Source organism: Salegentibacter sediminis, from assembly GCF_002078605.1.
GTDB classification, from domain to species: domain Bacteria; phylum Bacteroidota; class Bacteroidia; order Flavobacteriales; family Flavobacteriaceae; genus Salegentibacter; species Salegentibacter sediminis.
In genome coordinates, this window is sequence record NZ_MSJR01000002.1 from 385,935 (window position 1) to 402,566 (window position 16,632).

At 38.7% G+C, this 16,632-nt stretch carries 14 protein-coding genes; 7 read left to right on the forward strand and 7 right to left on the reverse strand.

The genetic code is table 11. The annotated features are described in order from the left end of the window. Window positions 1–33: 33 nt before the first annotated feature. The gene (locus tag BUW93_RS05970) at window positions 34–510 is read right to left on the reverse strand and encodes an Hsp20/alpha crystallin family protein (protein ID WP_081210144.1); all 477 of its coding nucleotides are present in this window, start codon (window positions 508–510) and stop codon (window positions 34–36) included. A 767-nt stretch (window positions 511–1,277) separates the two neighbouring features. Beyond that, window positions 1,278–2,315, reverse strand: a complete 1,038-nt coding sequence (locus tag BUW93_RS05980) for a response regulator (RefSeq protein ID WP_081210148.1) — start codon at window positions 2,313–2,315, stop codon at window positions 1,278–1,280. 392 nt (window positions 2,316–2,707) lie between these two features. Between BUW93_RS05980 and BUW93_RS05985 the strand changes: the two genes are divergently transcribed. Beyond that, window positions 2,708–3,118 (forward strand): hypothetical protein, encoded by a 411-nt coding sequence (locus BUW93_RS05985; protein WP_081210150.1) that lies wholly within the window; start codon window positions 2,708–2,710, stop codon window positions 3,116–3,118. A 4-nt stretch (window positions 3,119–3,122) separates the two neighbouring features. Further along, entirely contained in the window at window positions 3,123–3,386 is a 264-nt protein-coding gene (locus tag BUW93_RS05990) for a zinc ribbon domain-containing protein (RefSeq protein WP_081210152.1), read from the forward strand. Here BUW93_RS05990 and BUW93_RS05995 read toward each other — a convergent pair. The 5 genes from BUW93_RS05995 to BUW93_RS06015 form a co-directional block, all read right to left on the reverse strand. Beyond that, window positions 3,383–3,889 (reverse strand): hypothetical protein, encoded by a 507-nt coding sequence (locus BUW93_RS05995; RefSeq protein ID WP_081210154.1) that lies wholly within the window; start codon window positions 3,887–3,889, stop codon window positions 3,383–3,385. The genes BUW93_RS05990 and BUW93_RS05995 overlap by 4 nt on opposite strands. An 11-nt stretch (window positions 3,890–3,900) precedes the next feature. Further along, window positions 3,901–4,728, reverse strand: a complete 828-nt coding sequence (locus BUW93_RS06000) for a universal stress protein (protein WP_081210156.1) — start codon at window positions 4,726–4,728, stop codon at window positions 3,901–3,903. Between the two features lie 72 nt (window positions 4,729–4,800). Then, window positions 4,801–5,793, reverse strand: coding sequence for an MlaD family protein (locus tag BUW93_RS06005; RefSeq protein ID WP_081210158.1), 993 nt, complete (start codon window positions 5,791–5,793; stop codon window positions 4,801–4,803). A 7-nt stretch (window positions 5,794–5,800) separates the two neighbouring features. Next, window positions 5,801–6,523, reverse strand: a complete 723-nt coding sequence (locus BUW93_RS06010; RefSeq protein ID WP_198536988.1) for an ABC transporter ATP-binding protein — start codon at window positions 6,521–6,523, stop codon at window positions 5,801–5,803. 26 nt (window positions 6,524–6,549) lie between these two features. Continuing rightward, the gene (locus tag BUW93_RS06015) at window positions 6,550–7,329 is read right to left on the reverse strand and encodes an MlaE family ABC transporter permease (protein ID WP_081210160.1); all 780 of its coding nucleotides are present in this window, start codon (window positions 7,327–7,329) and stop codon (window positions 6,550–6,552) included. A 369-nt stretch (window positions 7,330–7,698) separates the two neighbouring features. On the opposite strand from BUW93_RS06015, the gene BUW93_RS06020 reads away from it, so the two are divergent. The 5 genes from BUW93_RS06020 to ggt all read left to right on the forward strand — a co-directional run bounded on the left by BUW93_RS06020 (window position 7,699) and on the right by ggt (window position 16,521). After that, entirely contained in the window at window positions 7,699–11,334 is a 3,636-nt protein-coding gene (locus BUW93_RS06020) for a chemotaxis protein CheB (RefSeq protein WP_081210162.1), read from the forward strand. Between the two features lie 5 nt (window positions 11,335–11,339). Next, on the forward strand, window positions 11,340–13,556 hold the full coding sequence (locus BUW93_RS06025) for an ATP-binding protein (RefSeq protein WP_081210164.1): 2,217 nt from the start codon (window positions 11,340–11,342) through the stop codon (window positions 13,554–13,556). Window positions 13,557–13,609: 53 nt separating this feature from the next. Then, window positions 13,610–14,176, forward strand: a complete 567-nt coding sequence (locus tag BUW93_RS06030) for a response regulator (protein ID WP_081210166.1) — start codon at window positions 13,610–13,612, stop codon at window positions 14,174–14,176. After that, window positions 14,160–14,717 (forward strand): biliverdin-producing heme oxygenase, encoded by a 558-nt coding sequence (locus tag BUW93_RS06035; protein WP_081210168.1) that lies wholly within the window; start codon window positions 14,160–14,162, stop codon window positions 14,715–14,717. Before BUW93_RS06030 ends, BUW93_RS06035 begins: the two co-directional genes overlap by 17 nt. An 82-nt stretch (window positions 14,718–14,799) precedes the next feature. Further along, a complete protein-coding gene (gene ggt / locus BUW93_RS06040; protein WP_081210170.1) occupies window positions 14,800–16,521 on the forward strand; it encodes a gamma-glutamyltransferase in 1,722 nt (573 codons plus the stop codon). Window positions 16,522–16,632: the final 111 nt, after the last annotated feature.

Consider the following 16,632-nt stretch of genomic DNA (forward strand, 5'->3'; position numbering starts at 1 on the left):
AAAAAGGGGCGAAATTTTCGCCCCTTTTTTAGTTTAAGAAACCTTAATAGTCTTTTGTTTTTTAGAAGCCTGGGTTTCTTCCTTTTTCTCAAGTTTCATTTTAAGAATCCCGTCTTTGTAACTGGCCTTAACCTCTTTTTCCTCATCAATACTGTCTGGTAGACTCATAGACCTGGAAAAGCTGTTAAAACTAAATTCTTTTCTTACAAAACCTTCTTTTTCTTCTTCTGATTTCTCTTCTTTTTCCGCAGAAATTGTAAGGATTCCATCTTCCATAATGATTTTGAAATCATCTTTTTCCAGCCCTGGGGCAGCCAATTCGATTTCATAATCTTTTTCGTGATCCTTGATGTTCACGGCAGGGCTAAAATCGAAATCCTCTCCCTTAAAAATGCGGTTTAAATTGTTCAGTTTTCGGGTGTCCATCAAATCAGAGAAAAAAGGATCATCGGCAAATAATGAGGTCCCCCACATTGGGCGACGGCGCTTGTTGGATTTAACTAGTGACATAATATTAAAATTTTAGAGTTAACAAATTACTTTTCTAAGTTATTTAATAACAATGCTTTGAAGAATGATAAATGTCAATTTTTTAAAATTAAAATTGAGGTATATTAATTTTAACATCAGCCGGAAAGAGGAATTAGTAAACACAGAAACAGGAGAACAAAGTCTCCTGTTTCTTTAAGAAGGTATTAAAAGTATCTCTAATTCATTTGTGATACCAGTGATCTTACGAGAAGTAAAATTTGTGTATCGATTAGATAATATCCTTGATACCCTCTTAATTTGATTTTTAACATCAATCAAGTACTTAAAAATCAAATTTCTTATTTTATTTAGATCAGCAGTTAATTGCTGCTTTCTATGGTCTAAATTAACAGTTTCGGGTTGCGCAAAGAATGACATTTGTCAGGTATGTGATTTTTAACAAACTATTAGCAACCACGTATTAAGCTTGGGGTAAATGCATTAAATAGAAACAGGAGAACTAAGTCTCCTGTTTCCTAAGAAGGTATTAAATATATCTTCTAACTTTTCATCGATACCAGTGATCTTACACGAAGTAAAATTTTTGTATCAGTTGAAAATATCCTTTGATACCCTCTTAATCTGATTTTTAACTCCAATAAAGTACTTAAAAACCAAATGCTTATATTTTACATACGGCAGTTAATTACTGCTTTCTAGGGTCTAAATTAGCTAATCTTCTGGCCGGGAAAAATGACAAATATCATCTTAAAACTGTTTAACAAATAATTAATAACCAGATGCCGCTATTTAATGCTATTAAGTTTATGCATATTGAGGATCTTAATGTTTCGACCTTCAATATCAATTATTCCACTTTTCCTAAGACTGGATAAACTTCGAATAAAACTTTCGGTAGAAATACCTGCCACACTGGCTAGATCGGTTCTGGATATTCTTATGCCTTCCCGGGCGCTCTCGGGCATAAGTTCGGCAAACTGTCTAATGGTGCTGGTGGTTTTCCTTAATACAGAGGCATAGGCCATCTCAAGAAGGTGACTTTTTAAAAGAGAGAGATTATCAGATAATAACTGAGCGAGTTCCAGAGTTAAATGCTGACTGGAATTCAGAATTTCCTGAAACTTGAGGCTTGAAAGCCTGTAGAAAAAACTGTTTTCCAAAGCAGTGGCAGTCTCTGGGTAAAAAGTAGTATCCAAAAAATTATAAACCCCAAAAACATCAGAACTCTTATAGAGGCCGGTAATAAGCTCCTTGCCGTATTCGTCCATTCGGTGGGTTTTTATTAACCCATATTTTATAAGATAGATATAATTTGAATGTTTACCTTCCCTGTAGATTTCCTCATTCTTCTCGATCTCCAGACTTTCCCCTGCACGCTCAAAATAGGCCCTTAATTCATCCAAAGTATCGATGTGATGATTTTCGGGAGTACCAATTTTCCTTTTTTGAAATTTTTCGCGTTTGGCTAACCGGGTTCTAATTGCCAGTAAAAGATCCCGCTCATGGAAAGGTTTAGTAAGGTAATCATCGGCTCCCATATTCATCCCGGTTCTAATATCTTCTGCCTCAGATTTTGCCGATAAAAATATAACAGGGATCTCCCGGGTTTCTCTATCCTGGATGAGATTCTTTAGAAGCTGGTAGCCATCCATAACCGGCATTAAGATATCACTGATTATAAGATCGGGTTTGAGTCTCTTTGCCGCATCCATTCCTTCTTTTCCGTTTTCGGCAGTGAAAACATTATAATTTTCCATTTCGAGAAGTTCACGGGTGTTTTCCCGTAGGATCTTGTCATCTTCAACTATTAGGATTTTTTTCATCACAAAAGTATTATTCAGGGGTTACCTAAACATAGTTCGGGGGTGAATCAGGTGGGGGGCTAAAAACAATAGGTTCAAAAAATTATGCTGGATTTCCAGAAATATAACCTACACATAAATATACACAGAAAATGTTATAAATTTAAGTCGAAATTAAAAAAATCTTATGAGCGATTCGTTAAGTGGAACTTAGGCTATTGTTGAGTTTAAGAAAATTTCAATTTAAAAGCTTTGGAAACTCAAGCCAGACTTGATTTTTATCATTTTTTAGATAAATTATTCGAAATAAATTTATAGGTTTTAGGCTTCACTTATATAGAATTATTTTAAGTAAGCTGCGCTCTCGATTCAAAAGCTTTTCGTAAATTTAATAAGTGCAAATACCTTAAACCATGGGAAGAGATTTACATAGTTATACCGCCGATTCCTTTTATATTCATTTGGGAAAATTATTTTATGCCGTTGCTGCAGTCGATAAAGTGGTGAAGGAAGAGGAAGTAGATACGTTTAAGAAGATCGTAGAAAACCAATGGCTTAAATTCGATAAATTCGAGGATGAATTTGGGACCGATGCGGCGTACCAGATCGAGATAATTTTTGACTGGTTGGATGAGAACGACCCTGAACCTGGGGAGGCTTATTTAGAATTTGAAGATTATTACAAAGAACATCAGCGTTTATTTACGCCAAAGGTGAAACAAATGATTTGGAAAACAGCAGATGCTATTGCTGCATCCTATGCCGGTAAAAATAAATCTGAACTTATCCTGCTCTCTAAACTAAAATCTCTTTTAAAAAATTAATCTGATGATTCCCTACACCTGCCAAAGTTGTGGATTGCCTTTTACCAAAGAAATGCGTGGTACCAACAGGGATAAAACTTTCAATAATGATTACTGCATAAATTGTTTTAGGGACGGTGAATTTACTAATCATCACTTAACCTTACATCAGCTGGAAATTCAACTCCTGGAGATGGCTGAAGTACATAACGGGATCTCCCTTGAAGAAGCACAACAAATCATTCGGAAACTTCCTGAGCTCAAGCGCTGGCGCATGAATAATATTTAAGGATTAATATTCCTAAACCCCACCTTGCTTTTTGGAATGGGAACCTCCCATTTTATCATTTCTTTTAAAAATTCGTCTATTTTTTCTACTACCAATTTCTCTGTAATAGCTGCGGGGGAATAGACTCCCATTTCCACCATATCCTTTTCTACAGGCATCCAGTTTTCCGGAAGCGGGAACACGGTGAAAATCTCGATATCTCCATTATACATTTGGGAAAATACTAAAGCGCCGCCTTGTAGGAACTGATAGGTGGGAATCTGATTTGTTTTTACAATTAATTCCTGCGGAAAGGAATCGAAGGTTATATTTATGGCCTCATTGGTGTGTATCCAGCTCAATTGCTGCACTTTCCATCCAATTTTATATTTCTCCTCCGCTTCGCTTAAAACTTTTTGGATAAGATCTTTTACTTCAGTTTCCCATTGTATGCGTTTGTTTACAACGGTATGGATAGAGTTTTTGTATTCGTTTATCCGCTCTTCAAGATGTTCAATTTTCATTTCAGAACATTTTAAAATTTCTCATTAAAACTTAATAAGGGTACCTCAATACAGGATTGCATGCGTTTAACCAGATCCCTGTGCAGTAAACTGCTTTTTTGGGAATCGGGTTTCCGTTCCAGCATGACCACCATATCGGCATCAAGATTTTCAATATTTTCTTTCAGAGACTTCAGGATATTATCAGAGAAAATTATCTTAAACTCAATATGTGAGTATTCCACTTTTTTAGCCAGGTTCTTTTTGAACCATTCCAATAAATTTCTTGTCATAGTTTCATCCTGGTCGCTCACATGCAAAATGATTAATTTTGGCTGGACGGGCTTAAGGAGGCTGAGTAATTCCTTTAGGTTAATAATATCTTCCTGCTCAAAATCTGTGGTGTAAACAACATTTTGAAGCTCGGTAAATCTATAATTAGGTGGTACTGCCAGTAATGGGTAGGGGGAAAGTTCCAACATATCTTTGGTAGAACTTCCCAGAAAAAAATCTTTGAAGCTACCCGAGCCACAAGCTCCCATGATAAGGATTTTTATTTCCATATCGCGGGTAAAATCCAGGATGCCTTTGGTGACCGAAGAGGCTACCTTAACCGCTACCGTTAGATTTAAATCGGATAGGTCTTCTTCTAAATGTTCACTACAGAACTCTTTCAGCTTATCTTTTAATGCAATACGGGCTTCTTTTTCGTTATCTTTTTTGGTTAAACCCAGTTCCCGGTGGGTGGCAATATGTAGAACGATTACATCGGTATTAAAGATTTCACCCAAGGCCACGGCATATTTCAATGCGGCTACCGAATTTTTGGAAAAGTCTGTGGTGTAAATAATCTTTTTCATCTCAATATAAGTTTCCAATAAATTTATGACCAGATATTTACATAAATAATGATATTTCTCAGCTAAGCTTAATTATGGTTCGTTGGCTTCCGCTTCCCGGGCTTTCTGCCTTTCCAATCTGCGGAAGTAACCTCTGAAAAAGAAATTATGTTTGAGAGCTTCCATGTTTTGATCAAATTTATGGCTGGCCGATTCGATATTCTGAAGGCTACTATCCAGATGGTTTACAAAAGAGGTATCTGTAAGCATAAAGTTTATCACCCCTTTTCCGGTCTTAATTTCTGAAGAAAAATCGCTGATATCTCTGGTGATCTTATTGATCTCAACAGCAGAGGAATCCAGGTTGGATAAGGTGGATGAGAATTTTTGAGCAGAAATACTATCGTTGAACATAAGGCCCGCCAGGCTTTCGTCAAAGTTCACTTGAGACAATAAATTATTTAGCCGGTTGACACTGGTAATCGCCGATTTTGTGGTCTGTCTTAAATTGCTGATACTGTGTTTAAGGTCTTCAGCCATTTCGTCATCTTTAATAAGGGCTCCTGCCACACCCTCCCCACTGTTAATGGAATTGGTGATCTTCAATAGATCTGAGGTGAGCATAGCCGCATTTTCATTGGTTCTGTTTAAAGTAGAGAGCATATCGGCGGTCGCAACCTGGCTTATGGATTCCAGGGTGTCGCCCTGCTGCAGAGCGCCGCTTCCAGGTTCCTCACCTGGAATAATGTTCACGACCATACTTCCAACCAATCCATCTGAATTGATGGTTGCCAGGGCATTTTTTCTCATTTGTCTGGCCGTTTCTATACTAAGAAACATATCTACTGCTATGCTGGTGTCGTTCACCATAACAATTTGTTTAACGGTTCCCACATCCAGCCCGGCAAATCTTACATTATTTCCCACCTGCAAACCATTCACATTTTTAAACACCGAGGTAACCTTAAGGTTTTCTCCAAACAGATGTTGGCGGTTTCCAATAAAGAAAATGGCAAGAGTAAAAATTATTAATCCACTAATCACAAAAAGTCCCAGGCGCAGATAAGTTGATGATTGTTTTTTCATAATAGTATTATTTAAAAAAGGCCTTTATTTTCGAGTCATTAGCGGCCGATAGTTCTTCAAAGCTCCCTTCAGCATAATTAATTCCATCCAGTAAAAGAATCATCCGGTTTGCTATTACCCGCGCACAGTCTACATCGTGGGTAATTATGAGGGATGAGGTCTTGTATTTTTTCTGAATATCCAGCATAAGCAAAATAATTTCCTTAGCTGTAATAGGGTCCAGACCCGTGGTGGGCTCGTCATATAAAATTATTTTGGGCTTTAGAATCAGGGCACGGGCCAGGGCTATACGGCGTTGCATTCCTCCGGAGAGCTCTGCGGGCATCATATTTATAGTGTGAGGTAGGCCTACGTTGTTAAGAGCTTCCAACACCAATTCATCGGTATTTTTAAGGTCGAATTTGTGGGTGTGTCTTCGCAGTGGAAATTCGAGATTCTCCCTAACCGTCATTGAATCGTATAACGCGCTTCCCTGGAACAGGAAACCAATATCGGCTCTAAGTTCATCCAGTTCCTGGCGTTTCATAATAGAAATATCTTTCCCCAGTACCTCTACTTTTCCGCTATCGGGTTCCATAAGACCTACCAGGCACTTGATCATCACCGATTTTCCTGAGCCTGATTTTCCCATAAGCACCAGGTTTTCCCCTTCCATGAGCTGTAGGTTAAAGCCGTTTAGCACCTTTGTTTCCCCAAAACCCTTGTAGAGATCCTGGATATTAATTACCATATTTTTTATTTCTTTCTTCAAAGCGATCAGGGGTAAAAAATATCTGTAATAAAAACGGCTATAAAATCTATAATAAACAAGAGCATAGAAGTGAAAACCACTGCAGAGTTTGAGGCTTTTCCTACTCCGGCTGTCCCTTTTTTACTATTGTATCCTTTAAAACACCCAACCAGTCCAATGGCAAAACCAAAAAAGAAGGTTTTAATCGTGGCGGGAAAAAGATCACTAAACTCCAGGGTATTAAAGACCTGGTTAAAATATAGGGTATACGAGACATTCCCTTTTAAATTTTCAACAAGGGCAGACCCACTCAGGGCGATAAAATCTCCCAGAATCACCAGAATAGGAACCATAAGGGTGGTGGCTAGAATTCGGGTGACCACCAGGAATTTAAAAGGATTGGTCCCTGATACTTCCATGGCATCAATTTGTTCTGTAACCCGCATGGAACCCAATTCTGCACCAATACCAGATCCGATCCGGCCTGCCAGAATCAGGGCGATCATTACCGGTCCTATTTCCCTTACTATCGAAATACTGATCATGGAAGGCATCCAGGAAACCGCCCCAAATTCCATTAAAGTGGGTCTGGATTGAAGTGTAAATACCAGACCCAGGATGAACCCAGTAACCCCAACCAAAAGCAGAGATTTATTACCCATATTGTAACATTGACGCAAAAATTCTCTGAATTCAAAGGGCCTGGAGAATAACTCCTGGAAAAATCTTCCGGCGAATCCGGTTAGCTCCCCAATCTCTATAAAAAAAGAAGAAAGGTTTTTTCTAAAACTATAAGTGCCGTCCATATAATTACTTTGCTCTCTAAAGTTACAATAGAAGCGCAAATTTTTATATGACTTTGGTCAGTTTAAATTTACAGGGACTTCCAGAAGATAACTTTGGTCTTCTGTCTTTTAAAAGTAAACAAGATGTAAAATCGTTTTGAGAATTATTAATTAATTGAGGTTAATGCAAAAAAGTAGTTAGGTGAAGAGGGGATAGAAGAAATAATTGATATTTTTTCAAATATCATTATATAGTTTTAAAAGTAAAATGTTGCAGAAAAGTTAAAAAACGTCAGGAAATGTGGGATATGGGGCCACATTTTTTAATTTTAACCGTTATTTTTGATTTTTTAGTCCTTTTTTATTTAATTATCGCTTCCATATAACCAGATGACCAAAACTAATGTAACCTCCAAAAGTGCTGATTTACCTACTATTGTAACGCATCAGGAACCTAGAATAATTGCTGTTGGTGCTAGTGCTGGTGGATTGGAAGCTTTAAAATCTTTTTTTGATAATATCTCCGAGACCGATAAGAATGCATATGTGGTCATTCAGCATTTATCTCCGGATTTTAAGAGTATGATGGGGGAATTGTTGAGAAAGAACACTAATCTTCCCATTGTAGAAATCACCGACAGTTTAAAGTTGCGCCAGGGGCATATCTATTTAATCCCGCCGGTTAATAACCTTGTTTTAGAAAACGAGAGACTACATTTGGTGGACAAACCTAAAGACCAAAGCCTAAACCTTCCAATTGATAAATTTTTCGAATCACTGGCAAAATCCAGAAAAGAGAAAGCTATTGGTGTTATCCTAAGCGGTACAGGCAGTGATGGTACCCGGGGAGTAAGAGCTATCAAAGAAAATGACGGGATGATTATGGTGCAGGATCCCGAAGAAGCGAAGTTCGATGGAATGCCTCAAAGCGCTATAAATACGGGTTTGGTGGACTATGTGCTTCCTGTAGAAAAAATGGGACAGGAGCTAAAGAATTTTATTTCAGCCCCCTCGATTCTTAATTTTAAAGATGGTGATATTTCTGTAGATGAAAATGAGCTGGATAAGATTCTGCGGTTTGTAGATGAAAAAACAGGACTTGATTTCAGGGAATATAAACGAGCTACCCTGGCACGGCGTATTTCCAGAAGGATTAATGTTTGTAAATGCGAATCCCTTTCAGATTATCACTTGTATTTACAGGAGAATCAGGGGGAAGTAGATATACTCTACCGGGAATTTTTAATTGGGGTAACTAAATTCTTTAGAGATGACAAAGTTTGGGAAGTACTTAGGAGCAAGGTGATTCCTGAATTAGTGGCATCAAAAGAAGACGGAGATGTTCTTAAGGTATGGGACGTTGGCTGCAGTAGTGGGGAAGAGGCCTATTCTTTTGCGATGGTTATCAATGAAGAAATCGATAAACAAAATAAAAGAATAGAGCTTAAGATCTTCGCTACCGATATTTCAGAAAAACACCTTGAAATTGGGAGCAGGGGTTTTTATCCCGAAAGTATTGTGGCAGATGTAGATAATGATTTGCTTCTGAAATATTTCGTCAGTAAAGCCAATGGATATCGTATTGTTGATAAGCTACGCCGTATGGTGGTGTTTTCACGACATAATATCATTAAGAACCCCCCATTCAGCAAAATGGATATGGCAGTATGCCGCAATTTGCTTATTTATTTTCAACCAGGAATTCAGAATAAAGCCCTAAACATGCTGCATTATTCCCTGGTAAAGGATGGTTTCCTCGTGTTAGGCACCAGTGAAAGCGTCTATAACCAAAAGAATAATTTCACGGTAATAAACAGGACAGCAAAAATTTATAAAAACCTTCATCCAAGCAAACGTTTGAAATCCGAAATCTCGGAACCCAGTCAACTCAGTAACATAAAATCCCAAAAATCCAAACCGCGACCAAAAACCCGGCCCAATATCAGCCCTTTAAAAATAAAGCTTAAAGAGGAGTTGAACGATGCCATTATGGAGAATTTTGGTGGGGCTTCGGTATTGCTCGATTCGGATTATAATGTGCTTCATGCTATTGGAGAATTTCGCAAATATGCCAAAATGCCCGCGGTAGGATTTTCAATCAACCTACTGGAGATGCTGGATGGGGATCTTAAATATATCCTGCAAACCTCATTAAAGAAAGCAAAGAACGAAAGCAAAAAGGTCAAATATCCTTCGGCGACCTTCGAGACCAATGGTGAGAAAAAAGCCGTTGATATTATTATAAAACCTTATCTCGATAGAAAACTCGATAATGATGCGAGTTATGTGATCATCTTTATAGAAAAAGAAATTTTAGAGGTAGATCTTGAAAAATTAGATAAAGTTTCCCTTACCAAACGTACCAAGGAATATGTTTCCAGTCTTGAGGAAGAACTCAAGCACACCAAAGAGGAACTCAATATTTCTCTGGAAGAAATCGAAACCAGTAACGAAGAACTGCAGGCGGCCAATGAGGAATTGCTGGCCAGTAATGAAGAGCTACAAAGTACCAATGAGGAATTACAGAGTGTAAACGAGGAGATTAATACCGTGAATGCAGAAAATCTTCAGAAGGTGGAAGACCTGGCAGCGCTTAATTCCGATATAAATAACTTGCTGGAAAGCACGGAAATCGGTACTATTTTCCTTGATACCGACCTGAAGATCAGGAAGTTCACCCCCGCCATTAAAGACCACTTCAATCTGATTGCTTCCGATGAAGGCCGTCCTATAGATCACTTCACCGCCAGTATGGGTAAGAATAACCTTATCAGTAGATGTGAGCGGGTTTTAAGAACAGGTAAGATCCTGGAAAAACGTGTGACTACCAGAAGTGGGAATCAGTATTTAAGACGTATTTCTCCGTATATTGATTCCAAAGATATTATTAGTGGGGTGGTCATTACCTTTATTGATATTAGCAGCATTGAAAAGTCCAGAAGTAAACTGGAAGCCAGTGAAAAACGTTTTAAAACCTTTTATGAAGAGGACCCGGTTTTACATATCACGGTGGATCCTCAAAGTGCGCTTATTCTCCAGTGTAATAATACCGCTGTTCGGGAATTGGGTTATGATTCAAAAGATGAATTAATCGGAAAGTTGGTTTATGATCTTTATGATGAAGAAGCCCAGATGAAGGCGCTTAAATCGAACAAAGAGTTTCAGCAAACCGGAGAATTAAAGAATATCGAGCAGGATATGCTTAAAAAATCGGGGGAGCTTTTGCCGGTGATCTTAAGTGCCACTGCTGAAAAGGATGAACAGGATAAAGTTATTACCATAAGGTATACCTGCGTTGATATTTCGGCACAGAAAAAAGCCGAGGAAAAACTTAAGAGACAAAAAGCCGACCTGGTAAGAGCCAACGGCGATTTGGAACAATTTGTTTCAATTTTAGCTCATGATTTGCAAGAACCTCTCTCTACTATTAAATTTGGTAGCGACGTTTTAGAAAAAGTCTATTCCAAAAACCTCGATGAGAAAGGCCAGAATTATCTTTCTTATATCAAAGCTGCATCTACAAGACTCGCCGAACAAATTAAAGCACTTCTGGAGCATTCCCGTATTGGTAGGAACGGCGAGAAGAAGTTGGTAGACATGAAGGAAGTTGTGGAAGTGGTGAAATATGATCTCGGAAAAAGAATAAAAGAGACCAAAGCGAAAATTCACTCAGGGAAACTTCCAAAACTTAAAGGGTATGAAATTGAACTTAGGTTGTTATTTCAAAATTTAATAGGGAATGCCATAAAATATACCCCAAAAGACCGGAATCCGGAGATCAGGATCTCGGCTTTTAAAGAAGGTAAATTCTGGGTTTTCTCTATTATGGATAATGGGATGGGAATTTCAGATGAGGATCGAAAAAATATCTTTACCATTTTTAACAGGGTAAATAAACAAGATTCGGAAGGGACCGGGGTTGGATTGGCTCACGTAAAAAAAATCATCGAGTTACATGATGGTTCCATTTGGGTAGATTCTCAGGAGGGAATTGGTAGTACTTTTTATTTCAAAATTAAGGCGTAATCCATATGGATAATGAGCAGGTGGTATATCCCCAGGAGATAGATATCTTAAATTGTGAGAAGGAACCAATACATCTTATTGGTAAATCCCAGGCTCATGGTATAATTCTGGCCTGTAATCCCGGGAATTTCCAGATCACCCAATGTGGGACCAATGCAGAAGAATTCTTCGGAATTGATTATAAAGAGGTTTTGAATAAAAACCTGGAGGATTTCATAGGAGAGAATCCACTTAAAAAACTCAAAAATGAACTCCAGGGGGGCAGGCATCTGTTACCCGAGGAGTTTGAAATAAACGGCAGGCAACTTCTCATGCTTCCCCATCTCGCTGGTGAAAACCTTATTCTTGATTTTGAGGAATCGGATGAATCCCGGGACTCCCTGTTTTTTCAAAGACAACTTATTCAAATTCTCAAAAATCTAAATGCTTCCGGAAACATTTCAAAACTCTGTGCAGACGCAGCCCGTTTAACCAAAGATATTTTTGGATATGACAGGGTGATGGTCTATAAATTTGATGAAGAGTGGAATGGAGAAGTAGTCGCAGAAGAAAAGGAAGATTCTCTGGAAAGCTGGCTTGGGCTACATTATCCGGCCAGTGATATTCCGGCGCAGTCCAGGGAACTTTTTCTTAAACACCGGGTAAGGATCATTGCCGATGTAAATTACACACCCATACCCATTCATCCTGAAATTTCACCTATTAACGGCCAACCACTTGATCTTTCAAAATCTCAACTTCGAGGTGTTTCTCCCATTCATATTGAATATCTAAAAAACATGAAGGTTGGTGCCTCGCTTACCGCGGCGATTATCGCCAACGGAAAACTTTGGGGCTTGATAGCCTGCCATCACTATTCGGCTAAATTCATCAATTACTTCCAACGGGAGACTTGTGAATTTTTATCCCAGGTTTTTTCAAACCAATTGGCTTTAAAACTTGCAGAGGAATTTAAACAGGAAAGTGAAATCAACTCAGGGATACAAGCCAGGCTTCTAAAACAAATTCAGGAGGAGGGAGAGATTTTTAAAGGCCTTACCAATGCTGAAATTAAATTTACAGAGCTTGTTGCTGCTAAAGGGGGAGCCATACTTCTGGATGGTGATCTAAAACTTTCAGGAATAACTCCGGGGGAAGAAGAGGTGAAGCAGCTTATTTCAGAATTTTTAAGAGAGAAAGAGGAGGAAGTATTTTTCACCAAAAATCTTGGAGAAGAATATCCTGAGGCCAAAAATTATACTAAAGAAGCCTCGGGAATTTTAAGTTATCGTTTAGGGCGAAATAAAAATCATTACTTAATCTGGTTTAGACCTGAAGAACCTCAAAGCGTATCCTGGGGTGGAAACCCTGAAAATAAAATCACCTACAACGAAAAAGAAGGCCGATTAGGGCCTAGAAAATCTTTTGAAAAGTGGACTCAAAATTTATCCGGGATTGCACAAGGTTGGAAAAATACTGAAATTAAGGCAGCACGGGAGCTCGGGGAAAACCTGAATTATCTTATTGTAGAAAGACAGAAAGAAGAGATTTCGCAACTTAATGATAAATTGATGAAGGCAGTAGAGGAGCTTGAGCTTTTTAGCTACAGCATCTCCCATGACCTTCGTGGCCCCTTGCGGGGAGTAGATGGTTTTGCCCGAATTCTCAAGGAAGACCATTTCGAGGAGCTTTCCAAAGAAGGACAGGAAGTAGTAGAAACCATTCTACTTTCGGCAAAGAAAATGGATGATTTAATAGATGACATTCTTTGCCTTTCAAAAATTTCTACCGGAAATATTATTCGGGAGAAAATAGAGGTGGAGTTAATGATAAGAGAACTGCTTGAAAGTTTAAACCTTAAGGTTAATTATCCTAACACCGGGGTGGAAATTGAGAAAGATTTGCCTCCAATGAATGCCGATAAAACTATGGTTTATCAGGTTTGGTCTAATTTAATTGGTAATGCCTTAAAGTATTCTGCACGGGGAGAGAAGCCTGAGGTTCAAATAGGTAGCTTTAAACATAATGGAAAAACCGGATATTTTGTAAAAGATAACGGGATAGGCCTCGATGTTCAAAAGGAGGAGCAGGTTTTTAAAGCTTTTAAAAGAGTTGCGGGCACCGATTATTCTGGAAGCGGAATTGGTTTAGCTGTGGTTAAACGAATTATCGATAAGCACCAGGGTAGGATTTGGTTTGAAAGCGAAAAGGATAAAGGCACCGTGTTTAAATTTTATATTTAGTTTGGTAAGCTTCTTGTAAGTATTCACATTTTTATTTGTTGAAATTCCATTAAATGATAACAATCCCCTTACGAATATTACTGGTAGAAGATAGTGCTACCGATGTTGCCCTAATTAAGCGAAACATAAAAAAGATAGTTGAGGATCCTCAATTTGAGCTGGTGGAAGACCTTTCAGGCTGTGAAAATAAAATGATGAATTTTATTCCAGATTTGGTGATTTCAGATTATAATTTGCCTAATTGTGATGGTTTTGAGGTGCTGGAACTAACCCAGAAGATTGATCCTGAAATGCCCTTTATTTTTATAACCGGAACTATAGAAGACGAAGATCTTGCTGCAAATACAATCCTGGCAGGAGCCACAGGTTTTATCCTGAAGAAACACATGCCTCAACTGGATGAAAAATTAAAGCCGCTGTTCAAAAAGATTGTCTATAATATGGTGGCAAACGATGAGCTGCGAGAGCGGATTAGAAAAAATAAGATTGCCGTAAATCAGATTTATAATTATCTTGATGAACTTAATGCCGATAAGGAGGAACAAATGGAAAACTTAGATAAGATAAGGCAGGATATAAAAAATTCTAAATCAGGAGAAGACGATGCTAACAAAGCTTAGGGAAGCCACAAAACAGCTGCATGAAGAGATTGAACAGGATAATCTTGCTTCTAAAATTATGTCTCACGAGATTAGCCTCGAGGAGTATAAATTGCTTTTACTGCAAAATTATATAGCTTATAAAATTACCGAAGAGCAAATTAATCTTCATCTGGACAATTGGAATTCAGATAAATCCCGGCGATTAAAAAAAGATTTGGATTCTTTAAGGGTAGATACTTCCGTTATAGCGAATTTCAGTAATCGTTTAAGCATCCAAAACAAAACTGAGGCTTTAGGTGCTGCCTATGTGGTAGAGGGTTCGGCTCTGGGAGGCATGCAAATTTCAAAAGAAATACCACATTGCCCGGAACTTTCTGAAATACAAAAGCCTTATTTCTTCACTTCTGATAGAAAATCTATGGAAGGCTGGAATATCTTTCTAAAACGCCTTCGGAATTCGGAATTTTCAGAAGAAGAAAAGGAAATTTCAGCACAAAAAGCCAGGGATACTTTTAAATTTTTCCACGAGGTTTTTCAATTGGACACTACGGCGGTTTAAAACCATAGCTCAGTAGATATCGCACCTTGTTTTCTTTCTTCTTTTTAAGTAGGTTTACCTTTCTTAATTAAATACCCAATACATGAATAAATATAATTTTCGGGGATTGTTTTGTCTTTTCCTGGCCTTAGGTGTTAATTTTAGTTTCTACGGCCAAAGTGGCCGAATTCCGGTTCGGGCAGAAAATGGGATGGTGGTAACCAGTCATTATTTGGCATCGCAGGTAGGAAATGATATCCTGGAACAAGGCGGAAACGCGATAGATGCCAGTGTGGCCACAGCTTTTGCTCTAGCGGTGACTTTGCCCTCAGCCGGAAATATTGGCGGTGGCGGGTTTTTAGTTTACTATGGAAATGATGGTCATAAAACCACTTTTAATTTCAGGGAAAAAGCTCCTTTAGCGGCTTCAGCAGAAATGTTTTTGGGAGAAGACGGTAAAATTAAAGACAATTCTAATCACGAGGGATTACTCTCAGTGGGTGTGCCTGGTACAGTAGCCGGATTGTATAAAGCTCATCAAAAAATGGGAAGTCTTCCCTGGGAAGACCTTGTTGCTCCCGCAGTAAAACTCGCTGAAGATGGATTTTCTTCTACTTATAATATGAACTGGTTTCTTAATTGGGTGAAGGAGCATAAAGAGGAAGAACTTTATAAAGCCACTGCAGCTGCCTTCCTGAAGAATGGAGTAGAAATCTATAAACCGGGAGAAACCTGGAAACAACCCGATTTAGCTGAAACCCTTAAACGCATCCAAAAGAATGGAGCCGATGGATTTTACAAGGGAAAAACCGCCAGGCTTATTGAGAGCTATATGAAAAAACACGGCGGGCTGATAACTAAAAAGGATCTTGCCCTTTATGAAGCCGAAGAGCTGGAGCCGGTAACAGGTTCTTACCGTGACTTTGAAATTGTGGCTATGCCGCCACCCAGTTCCGGTGGAGTGGCATTAATAGAAATGCTGAATATTGTTGAAGGTTTTGATATGAAAGAAATGGGCCATAATTCGGCCACATCCCTTCACGTATTAACCGAAGCTATGCGACGGGCATTTTCAGACAGGGCTTTGCACCTGGGAGATCCTAATTTCAATCCAGGGATGCCCATTGAAAAGTTAACTTCAAAAGCTTATGCTGCAAAGTTGCGGGAAACTATTGAGCCCGATAAAGCTTCGGTGAGTGATTCGGCTAATTTTTCAGCGGCTCATTTACAGTATGAAAGTCCGCAAACCACCCATATCTCAATAGTAGATAAAGAAGGTAATGCAGTTTCCCTAACCTATACTTTAGAACATAGTTATGGTTCTAAAATCACCGTAGAAGGCGCCGGATTTCTTCTGAATAACGAAATGGGAGATTTTAATCCCATTCCGGGATATACTGATACAAGTGGCCTGATTGGCACCGAGCCAAATCTTGCTGCCCCCGAAAAAAGAATGCTTTCCAGTATGACTCCAACTATTGTAGCAAAAGGAGGAAAACCTCTGTTGGTGATTGGGAGTCCTGGTGGGCGAACGATTATCAATACAGTATTTCAGGTTATTGTAAATGTTATAGACTACGATATGAATATTGCCCGGGCCATTGAGGCGCCAAGGGTCCATCACCAATGGCTTCCCGATATCACTTCTTTTGAACGCTATGGGATCTCGCCTGATACCCAAGATATTTATGAGGAAATGGGCCATAAAGTTAGGTATAGAACCAACCAGGGGCAGGCTATGGGAATTTACATAGATGAGGAAGAAGGCGTGATCTACGGGGCAGCCGATTCCCGAAGTTATGACTCCAGAGCTGTAGGGCACTAATGTTTTAACCTAAATTAATAAAGCCACGAATCTCTTCGTGGCTTTTTGGGTTTATTACCGAAGCAAAGTTTATATTAATTTTAAAATAATTGGTGTTTGAATGTTTTATCT

Excerpts from the sequence above, each read along its gene's own strand:
- BUW93_RS05995 (WP_081210154.1), bottom strand. The coding sequence starts at position 3,889 with ATGAAAATTGAACATCTTGAAGAGCGGATAAACGAATACAAAAACTCT.
- BUW93_RS05985 (WP_081210150.1), top strand. The coding sequence starts at position 2,708 with ATGGGAAGAGATTTACATAGTTATACCGCCGATTCCTTTTATATTCAT.
- BUW93_RS06020 (WP_081210162.1), top strand. The coding sequence starts at position 7,699 with ATGACCAAAACTAATGTAACCTCCAAAAGTGCTGATTTACCTACTATT.
- ggt (WP_081210170.1), top strand. The coding sequence starts at position 14,800 with ATGAATAAATATAATTTTCGGGGATTGTTTTGTCTTTTCCTGGCCTTA.
- BUW93_RS06010 (WP_198536988.1), bottom strand. The coding sequence starts at position 6,523 with ATGGTAATTAATATCCAGGATCTCTACAAGGGTTTTGGGGAAACAAAG.
- BUW93_RS06015 (WP_081210160.1), bottom strand. The coding sequence starts at position 7,329 with ATGGACGGCACTTATAGTTTTAGAAAAAACCTTTCTTCTTTTTTTATA.
- BUW93_RS06035 (WP_081210168.1), top strand. The coding sequence starts at position 14,160 with ATGCTAACAAAGCTTAGGGAAGCCACAAAACAGCTGCATGAAGAGATT.
- BUW93_RS06005 (WP_081210158.1), bottom strand. The coding sequence starts at position 5,793 with ATGAAAAAACAATCATCAACTTATCTGCGCCTGGGACTTTTTGTGATT.
- BUW93_RS05980 (WP_081210148.1), bottom strand. The coding sequence starts at position 2,315 with ATGAAAAAAATCCTAATAGTTGAAGATGACAAGATCCTACGGGAAAAC.
- BUW93_RS05970 (WP_081210144.1), bottom strand. The coding sequence starts at position 510 with ATGTCACTAGTTAAATCCAACAAGCGCCGTCGCCCAATGTGGGGGACC.
- BUW93_RS06025 (WP_081210164.1), top strand. The coding sequence starts at position 11,340 with ATGGATAATGAGCAGGTGGTATATCCCCAGGAGATAGATATCTTAAAT.
- BUW93_RS06030 (WP_081210166.1), top strand. The coding sequence starts at position 13,610 with ATGATAACAATCCCCTTACGAATATTACTGGTAGAAGATAGTGCTACC.
- BUW93_RS05990 (WP_081210152.1), top strand. The coding sequence starts at position 3,123 with ATGATTCCCTACACCTGCCAAAGTTGTGGATTGCCTTTTACCAAAGAA.
- BUW93_RS06000 (WP_081210156.1), bottom strand. The coding sequence starts at position 4,728 with ATGAAAAAGATTATTTACACCACAGACTTTTCCAAAAATTCGGTAGCC.